Annotated in this window: 22 protein-coding genes; 11 read left to right on the top strand and 11 right to left on the bottom strand. The window is 44.3% G+C overall.

The genetic code is table 11. The annotated features are described in order from the left end of the window. Positions 1 to 135: 135 nt before the first annotated feature. Both ACLSSO_RS01260 and ACLSSO_RS01255 read left to right on the top strand, forming a co-directional pair. Complete coding sequence (locus ACLSSO_RS01260) at positions 136 to 1,140, top strand: ketoacyl-ACP synthase III (protein ID WP_413943825.1); 1,005 nt, start codon at positions 136 to 138, stop codon at positions 1,138 to 1,140. A 13-nt stretch (positions 1,141 to 1,153) separates the two neighbouring features. Next, complete coding sequence (locus tag ACLSSO_RS01255; RefSeq protein ID WP_413943824.1) at positions 1,154 to 2,647, top strand: acyl-CoA synthetase; 1,494 nt, start codon at positions 1,154 to 1,156, stop codon at positions 2,645 to 2,647. On the opposite strand, the gene ACLSSO_RS01250 is transcribed toward ACLSSO_RS01255, so the two are convergent. Then, positions 2,644 to 3,501 carry a sterol desaturase family protein gene (locus ACLSSO_RS01250; protein WP_413943823.1) on the bottom strand — a complete coding sequence of 286 codons (858 nt, stop codon included), beginning with the start codon at positions 3,499 to 3,501 and terminating at the stop codon, positions 2,644 to 2,646. The genes ACLSSO_RS01255 and ACLSSO_RS01250 overlap by 4 nt on opposite strands. An 81-nt stretch (positions 3,502 to 3,582) precedes the next feature. Here ACLSSO_RS01250 and ACLSSO_RS01245 point away from each other — a divergent pair, with 81 nt between their 5' ends. Further along, positions 3,583 to 4,107, top strand: a complete 525-nt coding sequence (locus tag ACLSSO_RS01245) for a hypothetical protein (protein ID WP_413943822.1) — start codon at positions 3,583 to 3,585, stop codon at positions 4,105 to 4,107. A gap of 147 nt (positions 4,108 to 4,254) precedes the next feature. After that, on the top strand, positions 4,255 to 6,459 hold the full coding sequence (locus ACLSSO_RS01240) for a phospholipase D-like domain-containing protein (protein ID WP_413943821.1): 2,205 nt from the start codon (positions 4,255 to 4,257) through the stop codon (positions 6,457 to 6,459). Between the two features lie 3 nt (positions 6,460 to 6,462). Here the strand turns inward: ACLSSO_RS01240 and ACLSSO_RS01235 are convergent, their stop codons facing one another. Further along, positions 6,463 to 7,308 carry a hypothetical protein gene (locus ACLSSO_RS01235; RefSeq protein ID WP_413943820.1) on the bottom strand — a complete coding sequence of 282 codons (846 nt, stop codon included), beginning with the start codon at positions 7,306 to 7,308 and terminating at the stop codon, positions 6,463 to 6,465. A 223-nt stretch (positions 7,309 to 7,531) separates the two neighbouring features. On the opposite strand from ACLSSO_RS01235, the gene ACLSSO_RS01230 reads away from it, so the two are divergent. Together ACLSSO_RS01230 and ACLSSO_RS01225 are read left to right on the top strand one after the other, a co-directional pair. Next, positions 7,532 to 8,083 (top strand): matrixin family metalloprotease, encoded by a 552-nt coding sequence (locus ACLSSO_RS01230; RefSeq protein ID WP_295898784.1) that lies wholly within the window; start codon positions 7,532 to 7,534, stop codon positions 8,081 to 8,083. Position 8,084: 1 nt separating this feature from the next. Further along, positions 8,085 to 8,738, top strand: a complete 654-nt coding sequence (locus tag ACLSSO_RS01225) for a hypothetical protein (RefSeq protein ID WP_295898787.1) — start codon at positions 8,085 to 8,087, stop codon at positions 8,736 to 8,738. Between the two features lie 3 nt (positions 8,739 to 8,741). Here ACLSSO_RS01225 and ACLSSO_RS01220 read toward each other — a convergent pair whose 3' ends face one another. After that, complete coding sequence (locus ACLSSO_RS01220; RefSeq protein WP_295898790.1) at positions 8,742 to 9,185, bottom strand: outer membrane protein assembly factor BamE; 444 nt, start codon at positions 9,183 to 9,185, stop codon at positions 8,742 to 8,744. A gap of 105 nt (positions 9,186 to 9,290) precedes the next feature. Continuing rightward, the gene (rsgA, locus tag ACLSSO_RS01215; RefSeq protein ID WP_295898794.1) at positions 9,291 to 10,379 is read right to left on the bottom strand and encodes a ribosome small subunit-dependent GTPase A; all 1,089 of its coding nucleotides are present in this window, start codon (positions 10,377 to 10,379) and stop codon (positions 9,291 to 9,293) included. A 272-nt stretch (positions 10,380 to 10,651) separates the two neighbouring features. Between rsgA and ACLSSO_RS01210 the strand changes: the two genes are divergently transcribed. Beyond that, entirely contained in the window at positions 10,652 to 10,774 is a 123-nt protein-coding gene (locus tag ACLSSO_RS01210) for a hypothetical protein (RefSeq protein ID WP_295898796.1), read from the top strand. Between the two features lie 9 nt (positions 10,775 to 10,783). Here ACLSSO_RS01210 and ACLSSO_RS01205 read toward each other — a convergent pair whose 3' ends face one another. The 5 genes from ACLSSO_RS01205 to ACLSSO_RS01185 form a co-directional block, all read right to left on the bottom strand. Continuing rightward, entirely contained in the window at positions 10,784 to 11,383 is a 600-nt protein-coding gene (locus tag ACLSSO_RS01205) for a hypothetical protein (protein ID WP_295898799.1), read from the bottom strand. Beyond that, entirely contained in the window at positions 11,364 to 12,155 is a 792-nt protein-coding gene (locus ACLSSO_RS01200; protein WP_295898802.1) for a hypothetical protein, read from the bottom strand. Before ACLSSO_RS01200 ends, ACLSSO_RS01205 begins: the two co-directional genes overlap by 20 nt. Before the next feature lie 51 nt (positions 12,156 to 12,206). Further along, positions 12,207 to 14,879, bottom strand: a complete 2,673-nt coding sequence (secA, locus tag ACLSSO_RS01195) for a preprotein translocase subunit SecA (protein WP_295898804.1) — start codon at positions 14,877 to 14,879, stop codon at positions 12,207 to 12,209. A 496-nt stretch (positions 14,880 to 15,375) separates the two neighbouring features. Further along, positions 15,376 to 15,855 carry a tRNA (cytidine(34)-2'-O)-methyltransferase gene (locus ACLSSO_RS01190; protein ID WP_295898807.1) on the bottom strand — a complete coding sequence of 160 codons (480 nt, stop codon included), beginning with the start codon at positions 15,853 to 15,855 and terminating at the stop codon, positions 15,376 to 15,378. Then, positions 15,848 to 16,450, bottom strand: coding sequence for a gamma-glutamylcyclotransferase (locus ACLSSO_RS01185; RefSeq protein WP_295898808.1), 603 nt, complete (start codon positions 16,448 to 16,450; stop codon positions 15,848 to 15,850). The genes ACLSSO_RS01190 and ACLSSO_RS01185 overlap by 8 nt, the downstream gene beginning before the upstream one ends. 248 nt (positions 16,451 to 16,698) lie before the next feature. Here ACLSSO_RS01185 and ACLSSO_RS01180 point away from each other — a divergent pair, with 248 nt between their 5' ends. From ACLSSO_RS01180 to ACLSSO_RS01170, 3 genes are read left to right on the top strand one after another with little or no spacing between them, the layout of a single operon-like run. Beyond that, positions 16,699 to 17,037 (top strand): P-II family nitrogen regulator, encoded by a 339-nt coding sequence (locus ACLSSO_RS01180; RefSeq protein WP_295898810.1) that lies wholly within the window; start codon positions 16,699 to 16,701, stop codon positions 17,035 to 17,037. 39 nt (positions 17,038 to 17,076) lie between these two features. Continuing rightward, positions 17,077 to 18,492, top strand: coding sequence for a type I glutamate--ammonia ligase (gene glnA / locus ACLSSO_RS01175; protein ID WP_367276346.1), 1,416 nt, complete (start codon positions 17,077 to 17,079; stop codon positions 18,490 to 18,492). Between the two features lie 24 nt (positions 18,493 to 18,516). Next, entirely contained in the window at positions 18,517 to 18,921 is a 405-nt protein-coding gene (locus tag ACLSSO_RS01170) for a glycine cleavage system protein H (RefSeq protein WP_295898817.1), read from the top strand. 46 nt (positions 18,922 to 18,967) lie between these two features. Here the strand turns inward: ACLSSO_RS01170 and ACLSSO_RS01165 are convergent, their stop codons facing one another. Continuing rightward, positions 18,968 to 19,141, bottom strand: a complete 174-nt coding sequence (locus ACLSSO_RS01165) for a DUF1328 domain-containing protein (protein ID WP_295898820.1) — start codon at positions 19,139 to 19,141, stop codon at positions 18,968 to 18,970. A 175-nt stretch (positions 19,142 to 19,316) separates the two neighbouring features. Between ACLSSO_RS01165 and ACLSSO_RS01160 the strand changes: the two genes are divergently transcribed. After that, a complete protein-coding gene (locus ACLSSO_RS01160; protein WP_295898823.1) occupies positions 19,317 to 20,204 on the top strand; it encodes a DMT family transporter in 888 nt (295 codons plus the stop codon). Here ACLSSO_RS01160 and ACLSSO_RS01155 read toward each other — a convergent pair. Then, a complete protein-coding gene (locus tag ACLSSO_RS01155; protein ID WP_295898826.1) occupies positions 20,185 to 21,408 on the bottom strand; it encodes a hypothetical protein in 1,224 nt (407 codons plus the stop codon). The genes ACLSSO_RS01160 and ACLSSO_RS01155 overlap by 20 nt on opposite strands. Between the last annotated feature and the right edge of the window lie 90 nt (positions 21,409 to 21,498).

Here is a 21,498-nt window from a genome sequence, read left to right as displayed (position 1 = left end):
CCGACAAGCCCTGGGTTCGTCAAAGGAAATCGGACTTTTTCGCTCTGTGAATAGAGCAAATACTCAATATTTCTTTTCTTGCCAAAAGCAGAAAAATGCTTTGTAGATTAGCGAAATCTTAAAGGAAATATAACGATGAACAAACAAAAAGCGACAATCGTAGGAACCGGAATGTACGCGCCTGAGCGAGTCATTTCCAACCAATATTTCAATGATCTTTACAAAAAAGACATCGGAACTTTCTTAAGCGAACAAAGAAATATCCGTGAACGCCGTTGGATGACGGAAGGTCAACGCACTTCAGATCTCATCATTCCTGCTGCGGAAGAAGCGATGAAAAAAGCAGGTATCACTGCAAAAGATCTTGATCTTATTATTGTCTCTACAGACACGCCTGATTATCTCTCCCCTTCCACAGCGTCTGTTGTTGCCTATCGCATGGGAGCGGTGAACGCGGGAACTTATGACATCAATACAGCGTGTGCGGGTTTTGTTGTCGGTTGTGATATCGCTTCTAAATATATCGCAGCAGACAGCAAATATAAAAACGTGTTGGTTGTTGGTGCGTATGCCATGAGTAAGTATTTGAACTTCGACGATTACAAAATCGCTTCGTTGTTTGCCGATGGCGCGGGCGCCGTAATCCTTCAGCCTTCTAAAGACGGCACAGGATTTATCGACAGCCAAATGTATACTGACGGCCAATACCATGACTACATGGGGATTTATGCCGGAGGTTCTGCACAACCTGTCACTCACAGTGTGATTGAAAACAAAGGTCACTTGCTGGCATTCCCAAAACGCATTCCGCCAGAGACCAACGGCATTCACTGGCCGCGTTTGACGGGGATTTTGCTAGATCGTCTGAATAAAAAGCCTCAAGACATCAAACATTTCTTTATCACTCAGTTTAACGTGCAAAGCATTTATGAAACTTTGGATAAATTAGAACTTCCTCGCGATCGCGCTCATTACATTATGGATCGCTATGGCTACACGGGTTCTGCTTCTATCGGTATGGCCGTTGCGGACGCAGCCAACCAGAAGAAAATGAAAAAAGGTGATTTGGTCTTTATGTTGGGTTCTGGCGGTGGTATGAGCATGGCTGCTCTCGCCCTAGAGTGGGGATACGACACATAACCGAGGGTGATTTATGGAACTTGATTGGCTAAAACGCTGGAAACTTTATTCTCCGAATAATATCGCTATTAAAGATGGCGAGACGGGCCGTGAATTTTCTTACGCTAAACTTTTTGATTTAGCCAATCGTGGCGCTCATCTTCTGCATAAAGAGTTCGGCATCTGCAAGGGCGACCGCGTGGCCGTTCTTGCAACGAATGAACTTGAATATGTGTTTTTGTTCTTTGCCTTACAGAGACTCGGCGCCATCATGGTGCCAGTGAACTTCCGCCTCACTCAACGTGAGGTGGATCACATCATGACGGATTCGTCTCCGAAATTGATTTTGTTCCAAGAGCCTTATCGTGAAATCGTTGAGAACCTTCCAAAGACTGTGAACCCGGCAAAACTTCTTTTGCAAGGCGAAAACAGTTTCGCGACAAAACTTGAAACAACGAAAGCTTCTGAATACAAATTCAATGTTCAAGAAACGGATCCGGTGATGATTCTTTATACGTCAGGCACGACGGGCTCTCCAAAGGGCGCGATCCTCACGTATAAAATGCTTTTTTGGAATTCGATCAATACGACATTCCGACTGAATATCTCGCAATCCGATTGCACCGTGATTTTCCTTCCGTTCTTTCACACGGGCGGCTGGAATGTTCTGACAACTCCGTTCATCCATCGTGGTGCGAAGGTTGTGTTCTTAAAAAAATTCGATGCTGAGCAGATTTTAAGTCTGAGCGAGCAAGAAAAAGCGACGATTATGTTTGGCGTTCCTACAACGATGGACATGATGGCGCGCTCTGCGATTTTTGAAAAAACGAATTTACAGAGTGTTCGTTATGCCATCGTCGGTGGCGAACCAATGCCGATTGAACTTATTAAAGTTTGGGATAAAAAAGGCATTCCGATTCGCCAAGGATATGGACTCACAGAGTTTGGACCGAATGTGTTTTCTTTAAACGAAGAAGACGCTCTTCGCAAAATTGGCTCCATTGGTTTTCCTAATTTCTATATCGAAGCGAAGGTCGTTGATAACGACGGCCGTGAACTGGGCGACGATGAAGTCGGTGAACTCGTTTTGCGCGGGCCAATGTGCATGCAAGGTTACTGGCACAACGAAAAAGCGACTCAAGAGACGATCAAAGAGGGTTGGCTTTACACGGGGGACCTCGTTCGTCGCGACTCTGAAGGTTATTTCTATGTCGTTGGTCGCAAGAAAGACATGTTCATTTCTGGCGGAGAAAATGTTTATCCGCCAGAGGTAGAACAAATCTTGCGCAAACATCCGCAAGTTCTTGAAGCGGCTGTGATTGGTGTTCCTGATGATAAATGGGGCGAAGTCGGCAAAGCTTTTGTTGTCGCTGGCAATACGTCTTTAACAGCGGATGAACTTCATAATCACTGTCTACAAAATTTAGCGAAATTTAAAATTCCAAAACATTTTGTATTTTTGCCGTCTTTACCTAAAGGGGATAGTGGAAAGATTTTGAAACGTAAGCTTGCGGAGACAACGGCTTAGTCCTTCCCGTCCCACTCGGGCGGGCCAAAAAAATGCTTGAGCTTCTTTTTTAATCCAGAAGCTCTTTGCGCTCCTCTGCACATATCAATGAACTCACGCATATTCGACTCAAACGGATTTCGATAGTTTACTTTTTTTGTAATGCCATAAACGCAGGCTTCTTCTTCAGGAACAAATGTTCCAAACATTTTATCCCAAATAATCAATGCTCCAGCATAGTTCTTATCGATATACTGTGGATTCTTTGCGTGGTGCACGCGGTGATGGCTTGGCGTATTTAAAATCCATTCTAACGGACCTAAGGATTTTACAAGCTGCGTGTGTACGAAAAATTGGTAGGCTAAGTTCAGTGAAACGATAAACGTGATCCACTCCGGACTGAATCCCAAATAGGCCAGCGGCAGCCAGAAAATCCACATGCCTGTGAATGGATAAAGCACACTTTGGCGAAGGGCCGTGGAAAAGTTCAGATATTCAGAAGAGTGGTGCGCCACGTGGGCTGACCAAAACCAGCGGACTCTGTGGCTTATGCGATGAAACCAATAGTAAAGAAAATCCTGCGCAACAAAAAGCACCACAAACCACAGCGCACTGATATTTTCCGGGACAAGATGCAGACCACGCCCGTAGAGATTTGTGTAAAGTGTCACAACGAAAAGCCAATTGATAAAAAGAAAAAAGAATTCGGCTCCTTGTTGAAGCAAAGATAGCGCAGCGTTATTCGCCATGTCTTTTAAATCAAAGCGCTCAGGATGATTTTTTCGACTGAAAAAATATTCGCCGACAATAAAGAGCACAAATATTGGCCCCAATCCTAACAACAGAAATTCGGGCTTTATCGGAGGAGCATTCATACAAACGCATAATATCATAAAAATTTTGAATTATACATCGGCGTTGAGTGGGTTTATACCAAGAGACCTTTAGGAGGCCGTATGTTCAAAAAAATTCTCATTTTCGCACTGGCTGTGACTGCTCTTTCTTTGAATGCGCAAGCGGATCAACATTTCGTAGGCGCTCGTCAATTTGCTGACATGATTGAAAAGTACAAAGAGGCTTGTGCACAAACTTGCCAAAAACCTTTCCGTGAAGCTGTCCTTTACAAGAACGGAAAAAATTATTCCGCGTTTCTTTCAAACGGCGAAATGATCGCTCTTCAAAAAATCGCATTCCGTCAGTCTTACATCTGGGCGGATACAATTCTTGAAGGCGACTTCTATGCGGATGGCAACACAGTGTTGACTGAAGTGATCGGTATCTTCAGAGGCAGCAACCTTGTCGGTTACAAAATCGCCTATGCTGAGCGTGCTTGGGAAACAAGTGCTTGTGACTTTGATGGCGAAGACATGTCGACATTGGATTCTTGCACTGAGGGTGTAATCCGCGAAACAAGTTATGTTTCCAAAGATCTTAAGACTTTCATTCGCAATCACGACGACATCGCTGAGTTCTATAATTAATATTTCTTCACAAAGAGCCCGACCTTTCTACAGCATGGGCTCTTTGCGCGAACCTCGCGGAATACTCCTCAAAATTTCCCCGTCTCAATTTTAGACTTCTCGACTAAAAATCTAAACTTTTCCCTCTAGATAACCGAATGAAAAAGAATGAAACGGTATCTATTTCTACTTCTATTTTCATTCGGAATTCTATCTTGTACGAACGTTCAGCGCTCACCGAGTTCTGAAATGTATGATGCCGATCGCGCCAACCGTGTTCAGGAAATTGATTTAGAACTTTCTAAATATTGGAATAACGACTGGCGTACAAGCCAACAGGCTTTTCAAACGATGCGCGAAGCAACCAATCAAACTCTTTTTGACGGAAGTGCTTTACGTGATCCTAAGGTTCGTCAGCAAGTGGAAAAATTGATGGGTGAAAGACAGTTCCACGTCAATCAGCTTTCTTCCAAACTGCAACTGCGTGACTGGTCCGGTTTGGGACCGTGGTTTGAAGCGACTTTCCGTCCTCGTCTTTTTGACAAAGAAGAAGTGATGGAGGTTAAGAACCTGGCTGATTTCAAATTAGGAACGAAAAGGAATCCTTTTCCGCTAGAGCACCGCTTTTATAATTCCTACTCTTTGCGCTTTGCAAATCTTCTTCCTGCAGAGTCCGAGGCGCCTTTTGCCGGAGACAAAGAGGATCGCCGTCAAAAATATTTAAAAGCACAATTGGAGTGCAATAACGATATCATTTACGACGATGGCTTTTTGTTCTTTACCAGTGAACGTCACAGCCGCGTTTACGAGTTCAACTGGTACTTCAACAAAGTCAACGGCCAGAAAGTGCGCGTGAAGTTCACTCCAGCTGTAAGCCATTGCCAGTTTAAATTCTATGATCCAGAGATCTCTTCAACATGGACTCATGGATTTGAACTTACCGATATCGGGGACGCGTCTCCAGAGTGGATTAAGCTTACCAACCAAGTCGATATTTGCGCACGTCCTGAAGGAAACTTCGGCAATACTCCGACAAGTTTTTTCTGGCAGCAGGATTTTAACTTTACGACATGCCCTCAGTCTTTCGAGAAAATGGTGAATCTGCGTGATCCTTACGTTTCTATGAACCGCAAGGTTATGTCACTCACGGGATCAGGTCTTAAGCGTAAAGACTTTAATGATAAAAACCCGATGGCAGAGCTGGATTTTTCAAAAGCACCGAAGTTTGATGTCATTTGGGTGTCGTCGCTGAATTTTTCTGCCGACTTTTACGGAATGATCATGGCACGAGCTCTTCGTTACCATGCCGAACGCGGCACGCAAGTTCGTATTCTGGTTCCTGAAGTCACGATGACGAAAAAAGACAAACATATTTTGGAATGGCTGCAAGTCGGCGTTCCGAATATCAAAGTTCAATACTACAAATACCGTCTTTCAGAAAAACACGACGGCGGTTGGCTGGATAAGTTTCACCGTGTGAATCACACAAAGCTTATCATTGGCTACTCTGCTAAAGATCCAAGTGCCAATTTCTTGATTACGGGTGGCCGTAATATTCGTGATTCCTACATCTTTAGTGATACGCCTTTTTATAAAGCTTATAAATATCTCAAAAACTACGGCGAAGGTGAAGAAGCGTACATATATTATAACGATTTCGAAATTGAGCTGCGTGGTTATCAGTTTGTGAAATCTGTAACATCACAGATGTTGGCCTTCTGGATGCGCGATCCGGAAACTCAACGTTTTAGATCAACAAATCTGAACGTTCCAAAACTTGCAGATGCAGACCAAGTTCGTCGTCTGACGTCGTTACCGACGTTGTATCCACTAGTCCGTCATATTATGTCTTTGCCTTACTTTGACGGCTATCAGTTGGAAAGATTCTATATTAATATGATTGATTCCGCGCAGTCGGAACTTCTTCTCACAACTCCTTACTTCCGTCCTTCGGTGGCGATCAGTGCGGCCTTGGATCGCGCCGTACAAAGAGGCGTGAAGGTCAAAGTTATGACCCGCATTCATTTAGCAGGCGACGGAACTCCGCAAATTGCGGAAGACGTGAATAAGCAAGGCGTGAACAGACATCTTAGCAACGTTGACATTTACGAGTGGACAGACGAAAAATCCATCCTGCATGCAAAGCTTCTCGTGATTGATCGCAAGCTTAGTTTTGTAAGCAGTGTAAATTTAAATCGTCGCAGTTTTATTCATGACACAGAAAGTGGCGCTTTGATTCTTCATGAAAAAACGGCCAAAGAATTACGCACAGAGATTCTGAACTTCTTACGTCAGGGTCGCAAGATCACAAATCAGGAAAGAATTTCTTGGATTAACGGAACTCTGATTGATTGGGCCGATTCTTACTTTTAAAAATTAGCGATACGGAGCCATCGGAGGGACTAACTCGGACGGCTCTACGTTGCCAAAAGCCAACGGTTGGCCTTTTAATAAAAAATCCTGATACGCTTTTGAAGAAACATCCGCGAACGAATTGAGTTTGCTTTCTTCTCCTAAGTTATCCACAGAATGTTTGCAGGGTTTTTCTGAAGAACATTTTTCACATGTCTTCTTCCACCCTTTTTCATTTTTCTCGTAGGAAATATGTTTAAACCCATCTTCTGAGTCGCCAGAAATTTTTACGGCTTTCACAACCGCACCGTTTTCTTTCTTAACAAAGAGCCCGTGCAAATTGCGCACGTCAGAAATACTACCCTTCACCGGATTTATATTTACTGTTGCCATCATACGAAGATGCAGATTTTTCTTAGCGTCACTCCATTCATAGCGAAGCTTGCCGGTTTTACGCTCAACCCACATCGACCATCCGGCGGTGGAGTGAGCTCCTACGTATTTTTTATCCTGACGGGTATAGAGAACAAACGGTGCATGATCTTTGATTTTGATTTCGACGGAATGATCCCATGCAAACATAGAGTGTCCCGTTGGCAGCGTTTGGCTGCGAAACTCCACCTGCTGGTAAGATTCATTTTGATTCTTCTTGCGGCATTTTGCAGGAACCTTGAGCAAAGCTTCTTTCTTCCAGCGATTGTCGTAAGAAAGCAGACGTTGATTTTCAAGACTGCAAAGGATTTGCTCTTCAAATGCCATTTCGGCCGTGGCGGCTTCAATTCCTCCCACATGTTCGGTCGCCCAAGAATCCGCTTCTGGGAAATGACTCCATACATTCAGAAGAAAGGAAAAGACCAACTCCATTAACATGGCCCTATCTAAAAAGACTTTCAGGCGGATTGCAAAACAAAAAGCTGTTGGCTGTTTGAAATCGAACAAAACTTTCGTCGAGCTTTAAAAATCCCGCAAGATATGCGATGAGAACTCGTGTAAACTGACAAGTATGTATAAATACCTCATCCTTCCTTTTATTATGTTGGCTTTATGCGCATGCCAGCAAGGGCCCACGCTGGGCCCGGGAGATGAGAATCATTTGGCCAGTGCCGCAGAATCTGACTGTGGTTTTGTACAAAATGCCTATGGCCAGCGCGTTTCTTGGAAAAAAAATATTCCGATTATTTTAGAACTACATAAAAGTTTTGCGCCTGAATATGAAGAGGTTCTTCGGCGTGCAGCCCAACACTGGAATGATGCTGCGGGAATGACTTTGTTCCGTTTTGAAAGAACGGCCAGCACACTTTCTGAAAAAGCGACCAAAGATTCCATGAACACTATTCACTGGATGCTGGATTGGCCAGAGTCGCAAAAAAGTCTGCAAGCTTTGACAAATCTTTATTGGCGCAGCAATCAGCTTTATGAGGCCGACATTGCCGTCGACAATAAATACTTTAATTACTTTAACGATGTTGCGACAACTCCCTATGATGTTCACTTAGAGAGTCTTTTGATTCATGAATTGGGACATGTTTTAGGACTAAAACATCGAAGCACCGTTCCCAGTGTAATGTGGGCCGTGCTCAATGGCGCCATTAAAAGAGACACCTTAACTGCCGCAGACCGAGACACACTGAAATGCGAGTATTGAGATGAAGAAAAAACTAATCTTGATTCTAATTCTTGTAGCACTTCCTGTGGCCCTTTTCTTTTTGGATAAGAAGCTTTCTTCCAAAAGACACGTTGCCACTGATGGTAGTGCAAGTGAAACAGCGGCTGAAGATAAAGACCTTTCCAATGCGTCTCCTGAAGAGTTTAAAAAAGCTTTTAAATACCAAGTTTTGAAGGACGCTTCGGCGGTGGAAACATCGGCAGGGCCTGGCATGCGCTTAGGTTTATTCTTGATGAAGAATCAAAGCGGCAGCAAAGTTTTTGTCTGCGATGAGTACCCTACGGTTGATTTGATTTTTTCGGCTGAAGGTGTTGCGTTTTCCGGTGAAATTCCTCAAATGGTTGTCCGCGCTCCTTGCCTTGTGAGTTCTGATCAAGAGCACATCGAAGCATTGCCCGTTCCGTTCTCACAAATCGTAAAAAGTCCTTTATCACAATACGAGTTCACCGTAGGTTTTCCTGGATCTCGTGAGCAGGGAAAAATCTTCTTTCGCCATGTTGTGGAATTTTGGCCCACAGAATGGACATGGACCGGAGTTAAATTTTACGGAAAAAATCCGGAAGATGTTTTAAGTATTAATGGCTATGAAGTGATTTCGGTTCTAGGAGAGCCTTTAGTTATCAAAGCTCCCTAGTCATTAGCGGACGGGTTCAAAACTTGGAACGTAGCGAACTTTATCTTCGCCTTTGCTTTGCGCTTCGTATTCTTCATAATTGCGACGATGCTTTTCTACATCACGGGCAATCTGCTCATCGATCTCTCTATTTTTAACGTCGTTCATCGTATCCATCGCCACCGCTGTGCGATTGGCTTCAGGTTGCGAAATGTCACCAACGTAAATAGCACTGCCATCAAAGAACTGAACTTCTTTTTCAAAGCGAATGCGTTTGTCATAGAAAACGTAGGTCCAACGGTCTTTGCCGTGATAGCGTTGCGTGCGAGTGGGAGTTCCCATCAAATCCAGGACATCGTCTTTTTCCATGCCGGGTTTTACTTCTGAAAACTGCTTGAGCATTGATGTCTGACAAGCTGTCGTTAGAAGCCCTATTAAAACGACAGGAATAGCCAAATATCGGAGCATAGTTCCCCCATCCTTCTACGTTACCAGTTTACTCGGATCCGTTAAAGGTCGCCACTCTCTTTTGTCTCGTTTTGATGCATTTTTTAAGAGGCCCGAAGGCCGGGGTTAAATTTCTCCCCGGCCTTTTTGTTTTAAACGGACGCGCAGGTCTTTACTGATCTGCTTCCACTTTTTCTTATCAGCCGCAAACTTGTTTTTATCCTCTTTGCGAGCTTGGAAGGCGATCTCCTTTTGCAGCTTTAAATAACTTTCCCATCTGTCTTCCTGCAAAGATCCGTCTTCAAGGGCCGCCTGAATCGCGCATCCCGGTTCCCCCTGATGAGCACAATCTCTGAAACGACATGAAGATCCTAACTCCACAATGTCTTCAAAAAGTCCTTCAACACCGTCTTCCTGATCAACCAACGCAAGCTGCCTCATTCCTGGTGTGTCCATCAAAAGAGCGCCTTCGGGTAACTGATACAGAAAACGTGACGTGGTTGTGTGGCGTCCTCGATCGTCATCTTCTCGCGCACTTTGAGTTTTGATAACTTCTTCGCCTAAAAAGAAATTCGTCAAAGTGGATTTGCCAACACCTGAAGAACCCATCAGCACGACGGTCTTTCCTGGTTTTAAATAGGATTTTAAAACCTCGCACGTTTCAGGATTTAAAACGCTCACACCGTGAATGGGAATTCCCACATAAGTGTTTTCAAGTTCCTGAATCAAAGCTTCCGCATCTTCAGCAAGGTCCATTTTACTTAAGACTAAAACCGGCGATGCGCCACTGTCCCACGCCATACTTAAATAACGATCCAAGCGTTTCAAATTCATGTCCCTATTCATAGAGGTCACAATAAAAACGACATCCATATTCGAGGCCACGACTTGCACACCTTGCATCGGGTCTTTGCGATAAAAACAAGAACGGCGATCGAGCACTTTTTGAATGAGTGCTCGATCTTGTTGTTCTTCATTCTTGCAAACGACCCAATCACCTACAGAAGGAAAAGATCCCGACGACATTTCATGATCATGGCGAAAGCGTCCGGAAAGCTGGGCCCAGGAAATTTCATCTTCACCAAAGGCCACGCGATACAATTCGCGCTCTTGACTGATCACCCGGCCGACTTGAATACCTTCATTTAAATTTTCTAACTGTTGTTCAAAAAATACGTCCCACCCCAAAGGGATGAGCTTTGAATATAAATTCACGCAATAACTCCAAATAATTTTTAAAAATTAAAAATAAAAGCGGAGCTCTCGTGGATTTGAGATTTTAAAATTTTAAAGAGAAATTAAAACTGAAAACCCAGAGAGCTGTGGTTTGATTTAAAGAATGTTACAATCATCGAGCCCTCCTAGTTTGTGGGTTGATGAAACCATACTACTTATTTTGTCGTGTGGGGTCAAGCTTTCCCAAGACGCCTTACAAGTTCGTAGTGATTTTACACTGCAATTGAAATATACAAGAGTAGAGGAACAACATGACTGACCAAAACATTGAAAGCGACGAACAAAAAGCTCGATCCAAAACCCTTTGGGTTCTTGGCGCTACGTTCTTATTGCCGATAATCATCACTTTGATTGCGGTGTACGTTTATCTTTGAATTCGAAATTTATTTCTTCAAAATCACCGGATCAACAAGTCCCGGTTGCGGTTCTTTGATTTGTTTTTGCTTCGACTCTGAAGCAGTCTCTTCGTGATGTTTACCCGGCTCACCGTATTGGGAACGAACTTTTTTTAAAGTGCGTTTTACGGAAGAACCCAAGCTCATCTGTGTTTCCATGTCTTCGATGGACTTCAGTTCAATGCGTTCGTATTCTCTTTTTTCGACTTGGCCTTTTTCAGGGTAACGATATTTCAAAAGCGCACGCTGTTGATCGTATTCTTTCAACGTATTCGCAACATCCTTATGCAAAGTCATCATCTGACGGATGATCTCGTTTACTTTTTCTGGATCTGTTGTGTGTTGTTTTTCTAAAATCAATTTTTGGATTTCAGCTTCGCCAGCGTGAACTTTGGCTTCAAGACCTTGCACGCGCGCTTGGACAACGGCATAGGTTTCTTCTGCTGTTTTGACTTCTTTAGGAGCCGCCGCCGGAGCCCCATGCTCTCCGCCACTGCTTTCTTCTTTTTTCTCGCCACCTTCATTGGCAAACGCCAATGAAACCACTGTCAAAGAGATCAACAAAATCTTAGGAACCAGAGAGAACATCCTGCCTCCAGGAAATTTTAAACGGCAGATATTTAATTCGGTTGATTAGCACCGAGGCTTTAGCGGGAGACAAGCCTTTTAATACCAATCGGCCACCACCCACTTGATTTAAAATCTCATTCACATCCCAACCAAAACGGGAGTCCGTCATCGCTTCCTTTAATTGCATTAGAAGACGACTGGATTCGATACCTTCAATAACCACAGCATACGTTAAAGGTCCCGCAGTCGTATCGGCATTGGCAAAATCAGTAACGTCAGAAAAATCAGCAGTATCAGTTGTACCAGATGGAGTTAAAGGCTCCGGAATGCGATCTAAGGTCTGGCTAAAATCATACGGAGCTTCTGATTCGGCAGGAACTTCCGCTTCATAATTAAGTGGAGTTTCGATTTCAGTTCCCGGAGGAATTTCTTCAGCGGGAGTCAGATAAGGATCTTCAGGAGGCGTCATCTCGTCAGGAATATTTTGCGGGATCTCTCCACTGAATACCGGCTCTGGATGAGGAATCATCTCTTCGCCAACACCGCCCGCTCCCGCAGGAGGAGTGTAAGCGTAATCTTGTTGTGGAGGATTTTCGAAAGAGGTCCCTGATTGAAAGTCGGCGCCACCTTCGAAATCGGTGCCGCCCTCAAAGGACTCTGGAGTTTCAATCTCTTGTTCTAGCTCAGGCTCCGGCACTTGTTCAGGTTCGTGCTCGGCCATCTCGGGTTGCCCATTCCAATCGATAAAGTAAACCGCATTGCAATGGGGACACGTGAAGAGGGTCCCCATATGCTTCTCGAGTATCTCTATCGGCTTCTGGCAACTCGGACAAGGGATCAATTATCTTTTTCCTTTACCTTGTTTATCCAAACGACGACGTTCTTCGCGGTTCATCGGACGATCATCACGAGGTCCGCTTTGGAAAGTCATCTTACGTGTTGGAGCTTCAGCCGTCTCCATCTCAGGCAAACTGTGCCCAATGTCAGACTCTGAAGGAGATGAATAATCTAACTCATCCAAGTCTGCCTCTTCTGGCCTAAGGCTTTCAAGAACTTGCTCCTCAGATTGCTGAGCCACAAGTTGAACACGCATGATTTTTTCAATCGCGTCGTTTTTGATTGTGTTATTCAAAGTTTCAAATGCTTTGAAAGCTTCTTTTTTGTATTCAATCAAAGGATCTTTTTGTGCGTAACCACGAAGGCCGATACCTTCCTTCAATTTATCGATCACGTACAAGTGGTTCTTCCAGTGGTTGTCGATGCTTTGAAGCAAGATCATTTTTTGAACTTGCTCAAAGAAAGGCCCCATTGAAGATTTTTGACGTTCAAAGACTTCTTTTACGCCGTTTTTCACAGCATCAGTCACCGTCTCTGAATTGATCGCCATTTTTTCAAATTCAACTTTGAATCCGAAAGTCTGCGCCAAAGAGTTGTTAAGTCCGTCAAGACTCCACTCTTCTTTTTTTCCGCCTTCAGGGATGTAAGTATCAAGAAGATTTGAAACCACATCGCCCAACCAATCCAATGTTGTTCTTTCGATTTCTTGGCCTTCAAGAACTTTTCTGCGCATTCCGTAGATTGCGTTTCTTTGCGCATTCATGACAGAGTCGTACTCCATCAAGTTTTTACGAATGTCGAAGTTGTGTCCTTCGACCTTGCGTTGTGCGCCTTCGATCGCGTTCGTCACCATTTTCGCTGTGATTGGTTCATCTTCAGGAATGTTGAGCATTTCCATGATTTTTTGGATGCGCTCACCGTTGAAGATTCTCATCAATTTATCTTCCAATGAAAGATAAAAGCGAGACTCCCCTGGGTCCCCTTGACGACCGGAACGACCACGAAGCTGGTTGTCGATACGACGAGATTCATGTCTTTCCGTACCGATGATGTACAAACCACCAAGGCTACGCACTTCCGCACGTTCCGCCTCCACTTGTGGTTTTAGTTTTTGATACATCTCTTGATATTCTGGAGAGTCGTCATTGCCGACGGCCGTTTTTGCCAACATCTCGGCGTTACCACCAAGCATGATGTCCGTACCACGACCCGCCATGTTTGTTGCGATTGTCACGGCACCTTTACGACCCGCTTGCGCTACGATTTCCGCTTCGCGTTCGTGTTGTTTTGCGTTCAGAACTTCGTGCTTAATACCTTCTTTACGAAGGAAGTTGCTCAATGCTTCTGATTTCTCAATAGACTCTGTACCGACAAGAATCGGTTGGCCTTTTGCAATACGCTCTTTGATATCTTTTGTGATCGCTTTGTATTTTGCGTTTTCAGACTTATAAACCACGTCCTCTTGGTCTTTACGTTGGATCGGTTTATTTGTCGGGATCACGTTCACATCAAGCTTGTAGATTTTTTGGAACTCTACGGCTTCTGTGTCTGCCGTACCCGTCATGCCCGAAAGTTTTTCGTACATGCGGAAGTAGTTTTGGAAAGTGATTGTCGCCAAAGTTTGGTTTTCAGATTTAACTTCAACACCTTCTTTAGCTTCAATTGCTTGGTGAAGACCATCACTCCAACGGCGGCCCGGCATCAAACGACCCGTGAACTCATCCACGATCACGATTTCGCCATCTTTGATCATGTACTCAACGTCACGGCGGTAAAGGTAGTAAGCCTTCAAACCTTGGTAAACGTGGTGAAGGATTTCGATATTTTGTGGATCATAAAGGTTGGAAAGACCCATAAGTTCTTCCACCTTCGCGTTTCCTTCATCAGTCAAAGACGCTGTCTTCGTTTTTTCTTCCATTGTGAAGTGAACATCGCGCTTCAATTGCGGAATGATCGCGTTCACAGCGTAGTATTTATCAGTCGAAGCTTCTGCAGGACCTGAAATGATGAGCGGTGTACGAGCTTCATCGACAAGGATGGAGTCACACTCATCCACGATCGCAAAGTAGTGACCGCGCTGAACGTAATCAGCCAAATCAAACTTCATGTTGTCGCGAAGATAGTCGAAACCAAGTTCATTGTTCGTACAGTAAGTGATATCACAAGCGTACATTTCTTTACGTTGCTGATCATTCAAACCGTGAACGATAATTCCTGTAGTAAGGCCCAACCATCCATAAAGACGGCCCATCCATTCGGCATCACGACGAACAAGGTAATCATTCACCGTAACAAGGTGAACGCCTTTTCCTGTCAATGCATTCAAGTACACTGGCAAAGTTGCAACAAGCGTTTTACCTTCACCGGTTCTCATCTCGGCGATGTTGCCACGGTTCAGAACGATACCACCAATCAACTGCACGTCGTAGTGGCGCATTCCCAAAACGCGCTTCGCAGCTTCACGGCAGACCGCGAATGCTTCAGGTAAGATGTCATCAACTGTTTCGCCTTTTCTAAGGCGCTCTTGAAATTCTGGCGTCTTGGCTTTGAGTTGTTCATCCGTGAGCGCAGCCATTTGAGGCTCTAGCGCATTGATACGATCCACCGTTGGCTGGATCTTTTTCATTTCACGGTCGTGCTTCGTTCCGAACATTTTTGTGAGAATTTGTGTAACCATAGCCTATGAGGATAGACTGAAAGACCTGCCAGCGACAAGCAAAGGGGTGATTTCTAGTCGCGTCATTAACTCGATTTCATTCGAGAAATTGAATTTCAGGACCAAAGACGAAATTCGTGCGAAGCTCACCTTGACGAACTCAAATACGAATACAAGTTACGCATTGAATTTATAGGCGCCCTCACCAGACTCATCCGTGTTTCAACTCCTATCGGATTAAACAGTCCGCATCTCAGTCACTAGTCCCTGGACTGTGCTCGTTACTTGTTGGAGGTTTGAATTAAAGAGCCTTGAACTTTGAGACCATCGTCAAGATTAGAAGAATGACGATCAAAAGACCTTTAGTAATCTTTAAAACGCGTCGAATACGTAAGTACTGTCTTTTACGCATCGGACACCTCCTGTAAGTTTTCGGACAGGAGATCCACCAAAAGCGAGTCTGGCAAAGGCCTGATTCGCTTTTGCATTTTTAAGACCATGCAAAAATCTTATTAAATTACTTCGCGAAATTGATTTGTCTAACGCCTTCGTAGGCCGCGATGGCAACACTTGTTGCGAGATTTAAACTTCTTGCGCCTTCACCGATCATCGGGATCGTCACAGTTTGATTGGGATATTTCAAAAGCAAATCCGGATCCAGTCCCTTCGTTTCTTTTCCAAAAACGAACCAGTCGCCTGGTTGATAATCTGGTTCAAAATAAGTACGTTTTGTTTTTGTCGTGAAAAGCCAGATTCTGGAAGGATCTTCAACTTGCTTCCACCAGTCGGCGAAAGTTTCGTGACGGTACCACGTCAGATGCGGCCAGTAATCAAGACCCGCGCGTTTTAGATTGGTGTCGTTGATTTCAAAACCCATTTTGCCCACGATGTGCAGCTCACAGTTCGTGGCCACACATGTGCGCCCGATGTTTCCTGTGTTTTGAGGAATCTCGGGCTCAATCAGTACAATGCGGAATAATTTCTGAGTCTCAGGCAAGATGCTTATAAACCTCTTGGCCGAATTTTGAGAGAGCCAAACGACGACCTTTATCGACGATCAACTCTAAGTTCATCAACTCACGATACAAAGTGAGATCAATCGGAACAATCTCTCGGCCTGTTGAGCGTCCCAATTTTTGAATGTACGTCACTTGTTTTTCAGTCAATTTTGACGTCAAAACAGGTTGATCCTCGATCGACTTTTTCCAGTCTCCACCGGGAATCACCGCCGCATTCACCGGGAGTTTTAATGGATTCAAAAAATAAATCCAAGCTTTCACGGCCTGCGACGCTCCCTCAGGGAACACTTCGATCTCTTCTCTAGAGTAAAGGCTCTGCTCTGGATCTTGGCGATTGAAGCCAAAAAATTCGTCCAAAAGACCCAGCAAAAGTTCGGAACCTTTGAGTTCAACAAGCTGCCCCGGAACCAAGTCAGAGCCACCTTTGACCATCGCCGGAAAGCCTACTTTAAGGCGATATGCCGTCGCCTTCACGCGCGCAAATATTGAAGATTCCACGAAATTTTGGATCTTTGAAAAGTGAACCATGCCTTCACAAAAAGATCCGTAAACGAAAAAACGTGTTGTAGTCATTATCCCCCCCGAGCACGACAACAATATAGGTTTTCCGAAAAAGAGGTCCCGTGTGTACCAAAAACCACATGGCACCGCAAGCCGCTTTCTGGGGGCTTCGTCATTTTTTCCAAAACGGTGACACTTACTGTTTCGCGTTATTGGAAATTAAAAAAATCAAATGACTTTAACAGTTTTTGCTTTCTTCAGGACCTTTGCTATCCTCTTGAAAAGTTGTTTTAGGACTTCCCTTAGCACGAAGAAGTTAAATGAAAAAAATTGAGGCCATTATCAAACCCTTCAAGCTCGATGATGTGGTCGATGCTCTCTCTGAGGTCGGCGTAGAAGGGATCACTGTCTCAGAAGTTCGTGGATTCGGAAGACAAAAAGGTCGCACTGAAGTTTACAAAGGTGCGGAATACGTTGTCGATTTTCTCCCAAAAATAAAAATTGAAGTGGTTTTACCAGACGCTCTTATAGATAGCGCGGTGGAAGCCATTCGCAAAACGGCTCACACAGGAAAAATTGGTGACGGAAAAATCTTCGTTATTCCTGTGGAGTCAGCCCTTCGCATCCGCACCGGTGAGAAGGACGAACAGGCTTTATAGAATTAAGTTTTAGCAAGGCTCGGAGGCCCCATGACCCAAATGACAGGAAAAGACGTACTGAAGTTCGCCAATGAAAAAGGCGCAAAGATGGTAGATCTCAAGTTCTGTGACATGATCGGAACTTGGCAACACTTAACAGTCCCGTTGCATCAACTCAATGAAGAGACTTTTGAAAATGGTTTCGGATTTGACGGCAGCTCCATTCGCGGATGGAGAGGGATTGAAGAATCAGACATGGTGATCATGCCAGATCCTGCCACAGCGATGATGGATCCATTCATGCAGGTGCCGACACTTTCTGTGATCTGCGACGTGTGCTTGCCGGAAACTTTGCAACCTTACAATCGTGATCCTCGCCAAGTGGTTAAAAAAGCGATCGCTTACATGCAATCCACAGGAATCGCCGACACAGCTTACTTCGGGCCTGAAGCTGAGTTCTTTATCTTTGATGATGTTCGTTATGAACAAACAAGCAACTCTGCTTTCTATATGATCGACAGTGACGAGGCTTCTTGGAATACAGGACGCGACGAGGGCGGAAAGAATTTGGGTTACAAAATCCGCTCTAAGGAAGGTTACTTCCCGGCTTTGCCAACAGACTCTCAACAAGATCTTCGCAGTGAAATCTGCCTGGAGCTTGAAAGATGTGGCATGCAAGTCGAACGTCATCACCATGAAGTAGCGTCTGCGGGTCAAGGCGAGATCAACTTCCGCTTTGATACAGCTCTGAACATGGGCGACAAAATGATGTGGTTCAAATACATCGTAAAAAACGTAGCAAAACGCTATGGTAAAACAGCGACGTTCATGCCAAAACCACTTTTCGGTGATAACGGTTCTGGAATGCACATCCACATGTCTTTGTGGAAAGATGGAAAAAATCTTTTCGCAGGAAATAAATACGCCGGTCTTTCAGAGATGGCTCTTTATTATATCGGCGGTGTTTTGAAACACGCTCCGGCTCTTTGCGGTATCATCAATCCAACGACAAACTCTTATAAACGTTTGGTTCCAGGTTTTGAAGCTCCGACGAAATTGGCTTACAGCTTTAAAAACCGTTCAGCGGCAATGCGTATTCCAAACTCAGGTCCAAATCCGAAAGCAAAACGTATCGAGTTCCGTACTCCAGATCCTGGTGCCAACATTTATTTAGCGGAAGCAGCGATCTTGATGGCGGGTCTTGATGGTATCATCAATAAAATTCATCCAGGTGATCCACTTGATAAGGACATCTATGGACTTCCTCCGCAAGAAGCGGCGGCGATTCCATCTGTTCCGGGCACTTTGGAAGAAAGTTTGAATCATCTTCGCGAAAACTGCAGCTTCTTGAAAAAAGGCGACGTTTTCAGTGAAGATTTGATTGAGACATGGGTTCACTATAAAATCGACAAAGAAGTTCGTCCGGTTCAACAAAGACCAGTTCCCTACGAATTTCATTTGTATTATGATTGTTAAAAAACTTACAACTTAGGATAAGACATGGCATCAGACGACGTTAGAAATTTTATGGGATACCTTTGGGTCCGCCAGGAAGATGGTATCATCACTATTGGTATCAACGAAGATGGACTTGAGGACTTTGAAGAGATCAGTTCTGTTGAGCTTCCTGCTGAACAGGAAAAAATTGATGCTGACGTCGTTATCGGTACTTTAGAAACAGACGACGGTCCATTGGACATTTACTCTCCTGTTTCTGGAACTGTGATTGAAGTGAACAGCCAAGTTGTCGAGGATCCGTCTATTATTATGGAAGATCCTTACGAAGAGGGATGGCTCATCCGCCTTGAAGCTGATGAAGACATGGACGATGAGGATGAAGATGAAGACGATGATGACGACGACGATGAGGATGAAGACGACGATTACGAAGATGATGAAGATTAATTAAAAAAAGCCCCGGACGCCCGGGGCTTTTTGTTTTTGGGCATAGTCACCGCTGCCCCTTTCGCCCCATAAGATTGATGAGAAAGCTGACCACCGCCAAAGCTAAGAATACCAACAAGAGCAATCGGCCGATTTCCATCGACATCCCTGCAATTCCTGTGGCTCCAAAGATAAAGGCGACGATAGCTATAATAAAAAAGACTATAGCTGCTCTTAACATGGTGGGCCCCCTTTCTTGCAATGAAGGTTCATGATTATTATCCGCCGCTCTTCAAGAAAGAGCATGATTCTTTATTTTCTTTGATAAGATTCAGTGAATATTCTGTGAGATCACAGTTAGAAAGTGACCCTCATATTGTCCTCTGTTACAAACAAGATATATACAGGACCTCCGAATGACATCCCGATTTGAAAATCTAATTCTCTATTCTATCTGCACATTGATCTGGGGCTCGACATGGTTGGTGATCACTTTCCAAATTGATTCCGCTTCCCCGGTGACTTCGGTGTTCTGGAGATTTTTACTCGCAGCGGGAATTCTCTTCGCGTTTTGTTTCTTTAAAAAACAAAATCTCAAATACTCCCGCCGGGAGCATTTTCTTTTTGCCGCTCAGGGAATTTTCATGTTCTCGGTCAATTACATGCTGACTTATATCGCCGAGACGATGATCAGCTCAGGCCTTGTAGCATTAAGTTTCACGGCTTTAGTTTACTACAATATGTTTGGCATGCGGATCTTCTTTAAAAAACCCATTACAAAAAATGTGATCATGGGTTCTTTGCTGGGTGGTCTTGGTATTGTCTTTATTTTCCTCAACGAGATTTTGCATTTTGATCCAAGCTCCCAAACGATCGTAGGCCTTTGTGTCGGCTTCCTTGCAACGCTGTCTGCCTCTACCGGAAATATGGTGGCGCAAAAAAGTTATCAGTTACGCATTCCCGTTGTAGTTACGAATACTTTTGGAATGCTTTACGGAAGCCTGTTCACACTTATCATTGCACTTGTTCACGGTGATAATTTAGCGATTCCTTTGACGGGAAAATTCTTAGGAGCACTTTTGTATTTGGCTTTATTCGGATCTGTGATTGCCTTTGGCGCTTATCTGTCCTTGGCGGGAAAAATTGGCGCAGAAAAGGCCGCTTATACAAGTGTGATTTCGCCCGTTATTGCACTTGTCCTTTCGAGTTTCTTTGAGAACTTCAAATGGACGCCCTACATTCTTGTGGGCGTCCTGCTGTGTTTACTAGGTAATGTGCTGACTCTTACCAAACGGGCGGGTTGATCCCCGGAGGAAGGAAAAACACTCCCGTTTGATACATGATGGAAATCGTTTTCTCTGTTGTTTTTCTAAGATCACGTCCTTGTGGAGCACCGTTGTCTACGATGATCATGCCGTCGTCACTTGCTGACGTATAAGTATGTCCCGGCGTTAAGCCTGATCCATTCATCAAAAACGCGCCGACAAGAGGGCGATATAAAGTGGAATCCCACGCGACCCAACCTGCTTTGTAAAGAGCCATTGAGAAATTCACAACGGCAGCACTATTAGTCCAAATAAGGGGATTGCCTTTAGAACTATTAAAATCATCCGTCACTCGATAGCCCGCGCGCTGATACGCTTGTCGCAAAAGTTCTGACTGAAATTCCGCACAAGGCACGTTGGCAAAACCGTGACGAACCGCCGTGCCTTGAGTGGCGATGGTCCACGCTCCCACTGTTGAGATTGTTCCTTTTTTCTCAAAATCGATAGAGGCTTGTGTGGCTTTGGCTTTATCCATCATCAAATAAGATTTTGGAGTTTCCACCGTGCGGTTCACGGCTTTTTTAAGTTCACTGTAAATGCTTTGCCATTTTTCTTTTTCAGCGAGTGATAAAGAATTTGCATCGACACTTTTATTCAAACGAGGGCCGAAACGCTTCGTTACTGATGTCGTATATTTAAACTTCGGCTTTCCCGTCAGATTGTAGTATTTCAAAAAACCCGCACCTGGTGTCGCGGCACTGACAACGGCAAAATGACCCTCGGTTCCTTCTAGATTTCCGACAATGGAAGCAAAGATAAAAAGACCGCCCTGAGTTTGGTTAAGGCTTTCAATCTTACTTTGTGGAAATGAAGACTGATATTGCGAAGCCACCGAAATAATTTTTACAGGATATAAGAAACCTGTGCTGGATCTTTCAACCCCGCCACTGGAATTGCGGAAGTCCAAATGTTTGATTTCGTAATTGGCAGGAACTTCAATTTGTGTGCCTTCAGGAAGTTCGACTTTGGATTCCAAAACGCCGGATTTTTCATAACGGACCGTCATAGCTTGGCTGAGCAAGAGTTTTTGAGCCGTCAATGTTTCAGGAGTAGGCTCGACAACCGATGCTGTTTCGTTTCCTGACTCGTCAAGGCTCGGCCAATCGTTAGAGCGAGCGCAGGCTAGTAAACCTGTCAGCGAAAGAAACAAAATCATTCTTGTTACGTTTGTGGTTCCGACCATGGATGACCTCTCTTTCAAAAGGGTCTTCGGTCGGCTCACATTAGAAATTGAATATTTTTTAGAATGTCCAAATCGTTTTCAGGACTTTTT

The organism is Bdellovibrio sp. HCB-162, assembly GCF_047344985.1.
Classification (GTDB): Bacteria; Bdellovibrionota; Bdellovibrionia; order Bdellovibrionales; family Bdellovibrionaceae; genus Bdellovibrio.
Note: the sequence above shows the minus strand (reverse complement) of the source record. Positions and strands in the feature narration are given on the sequence as shown.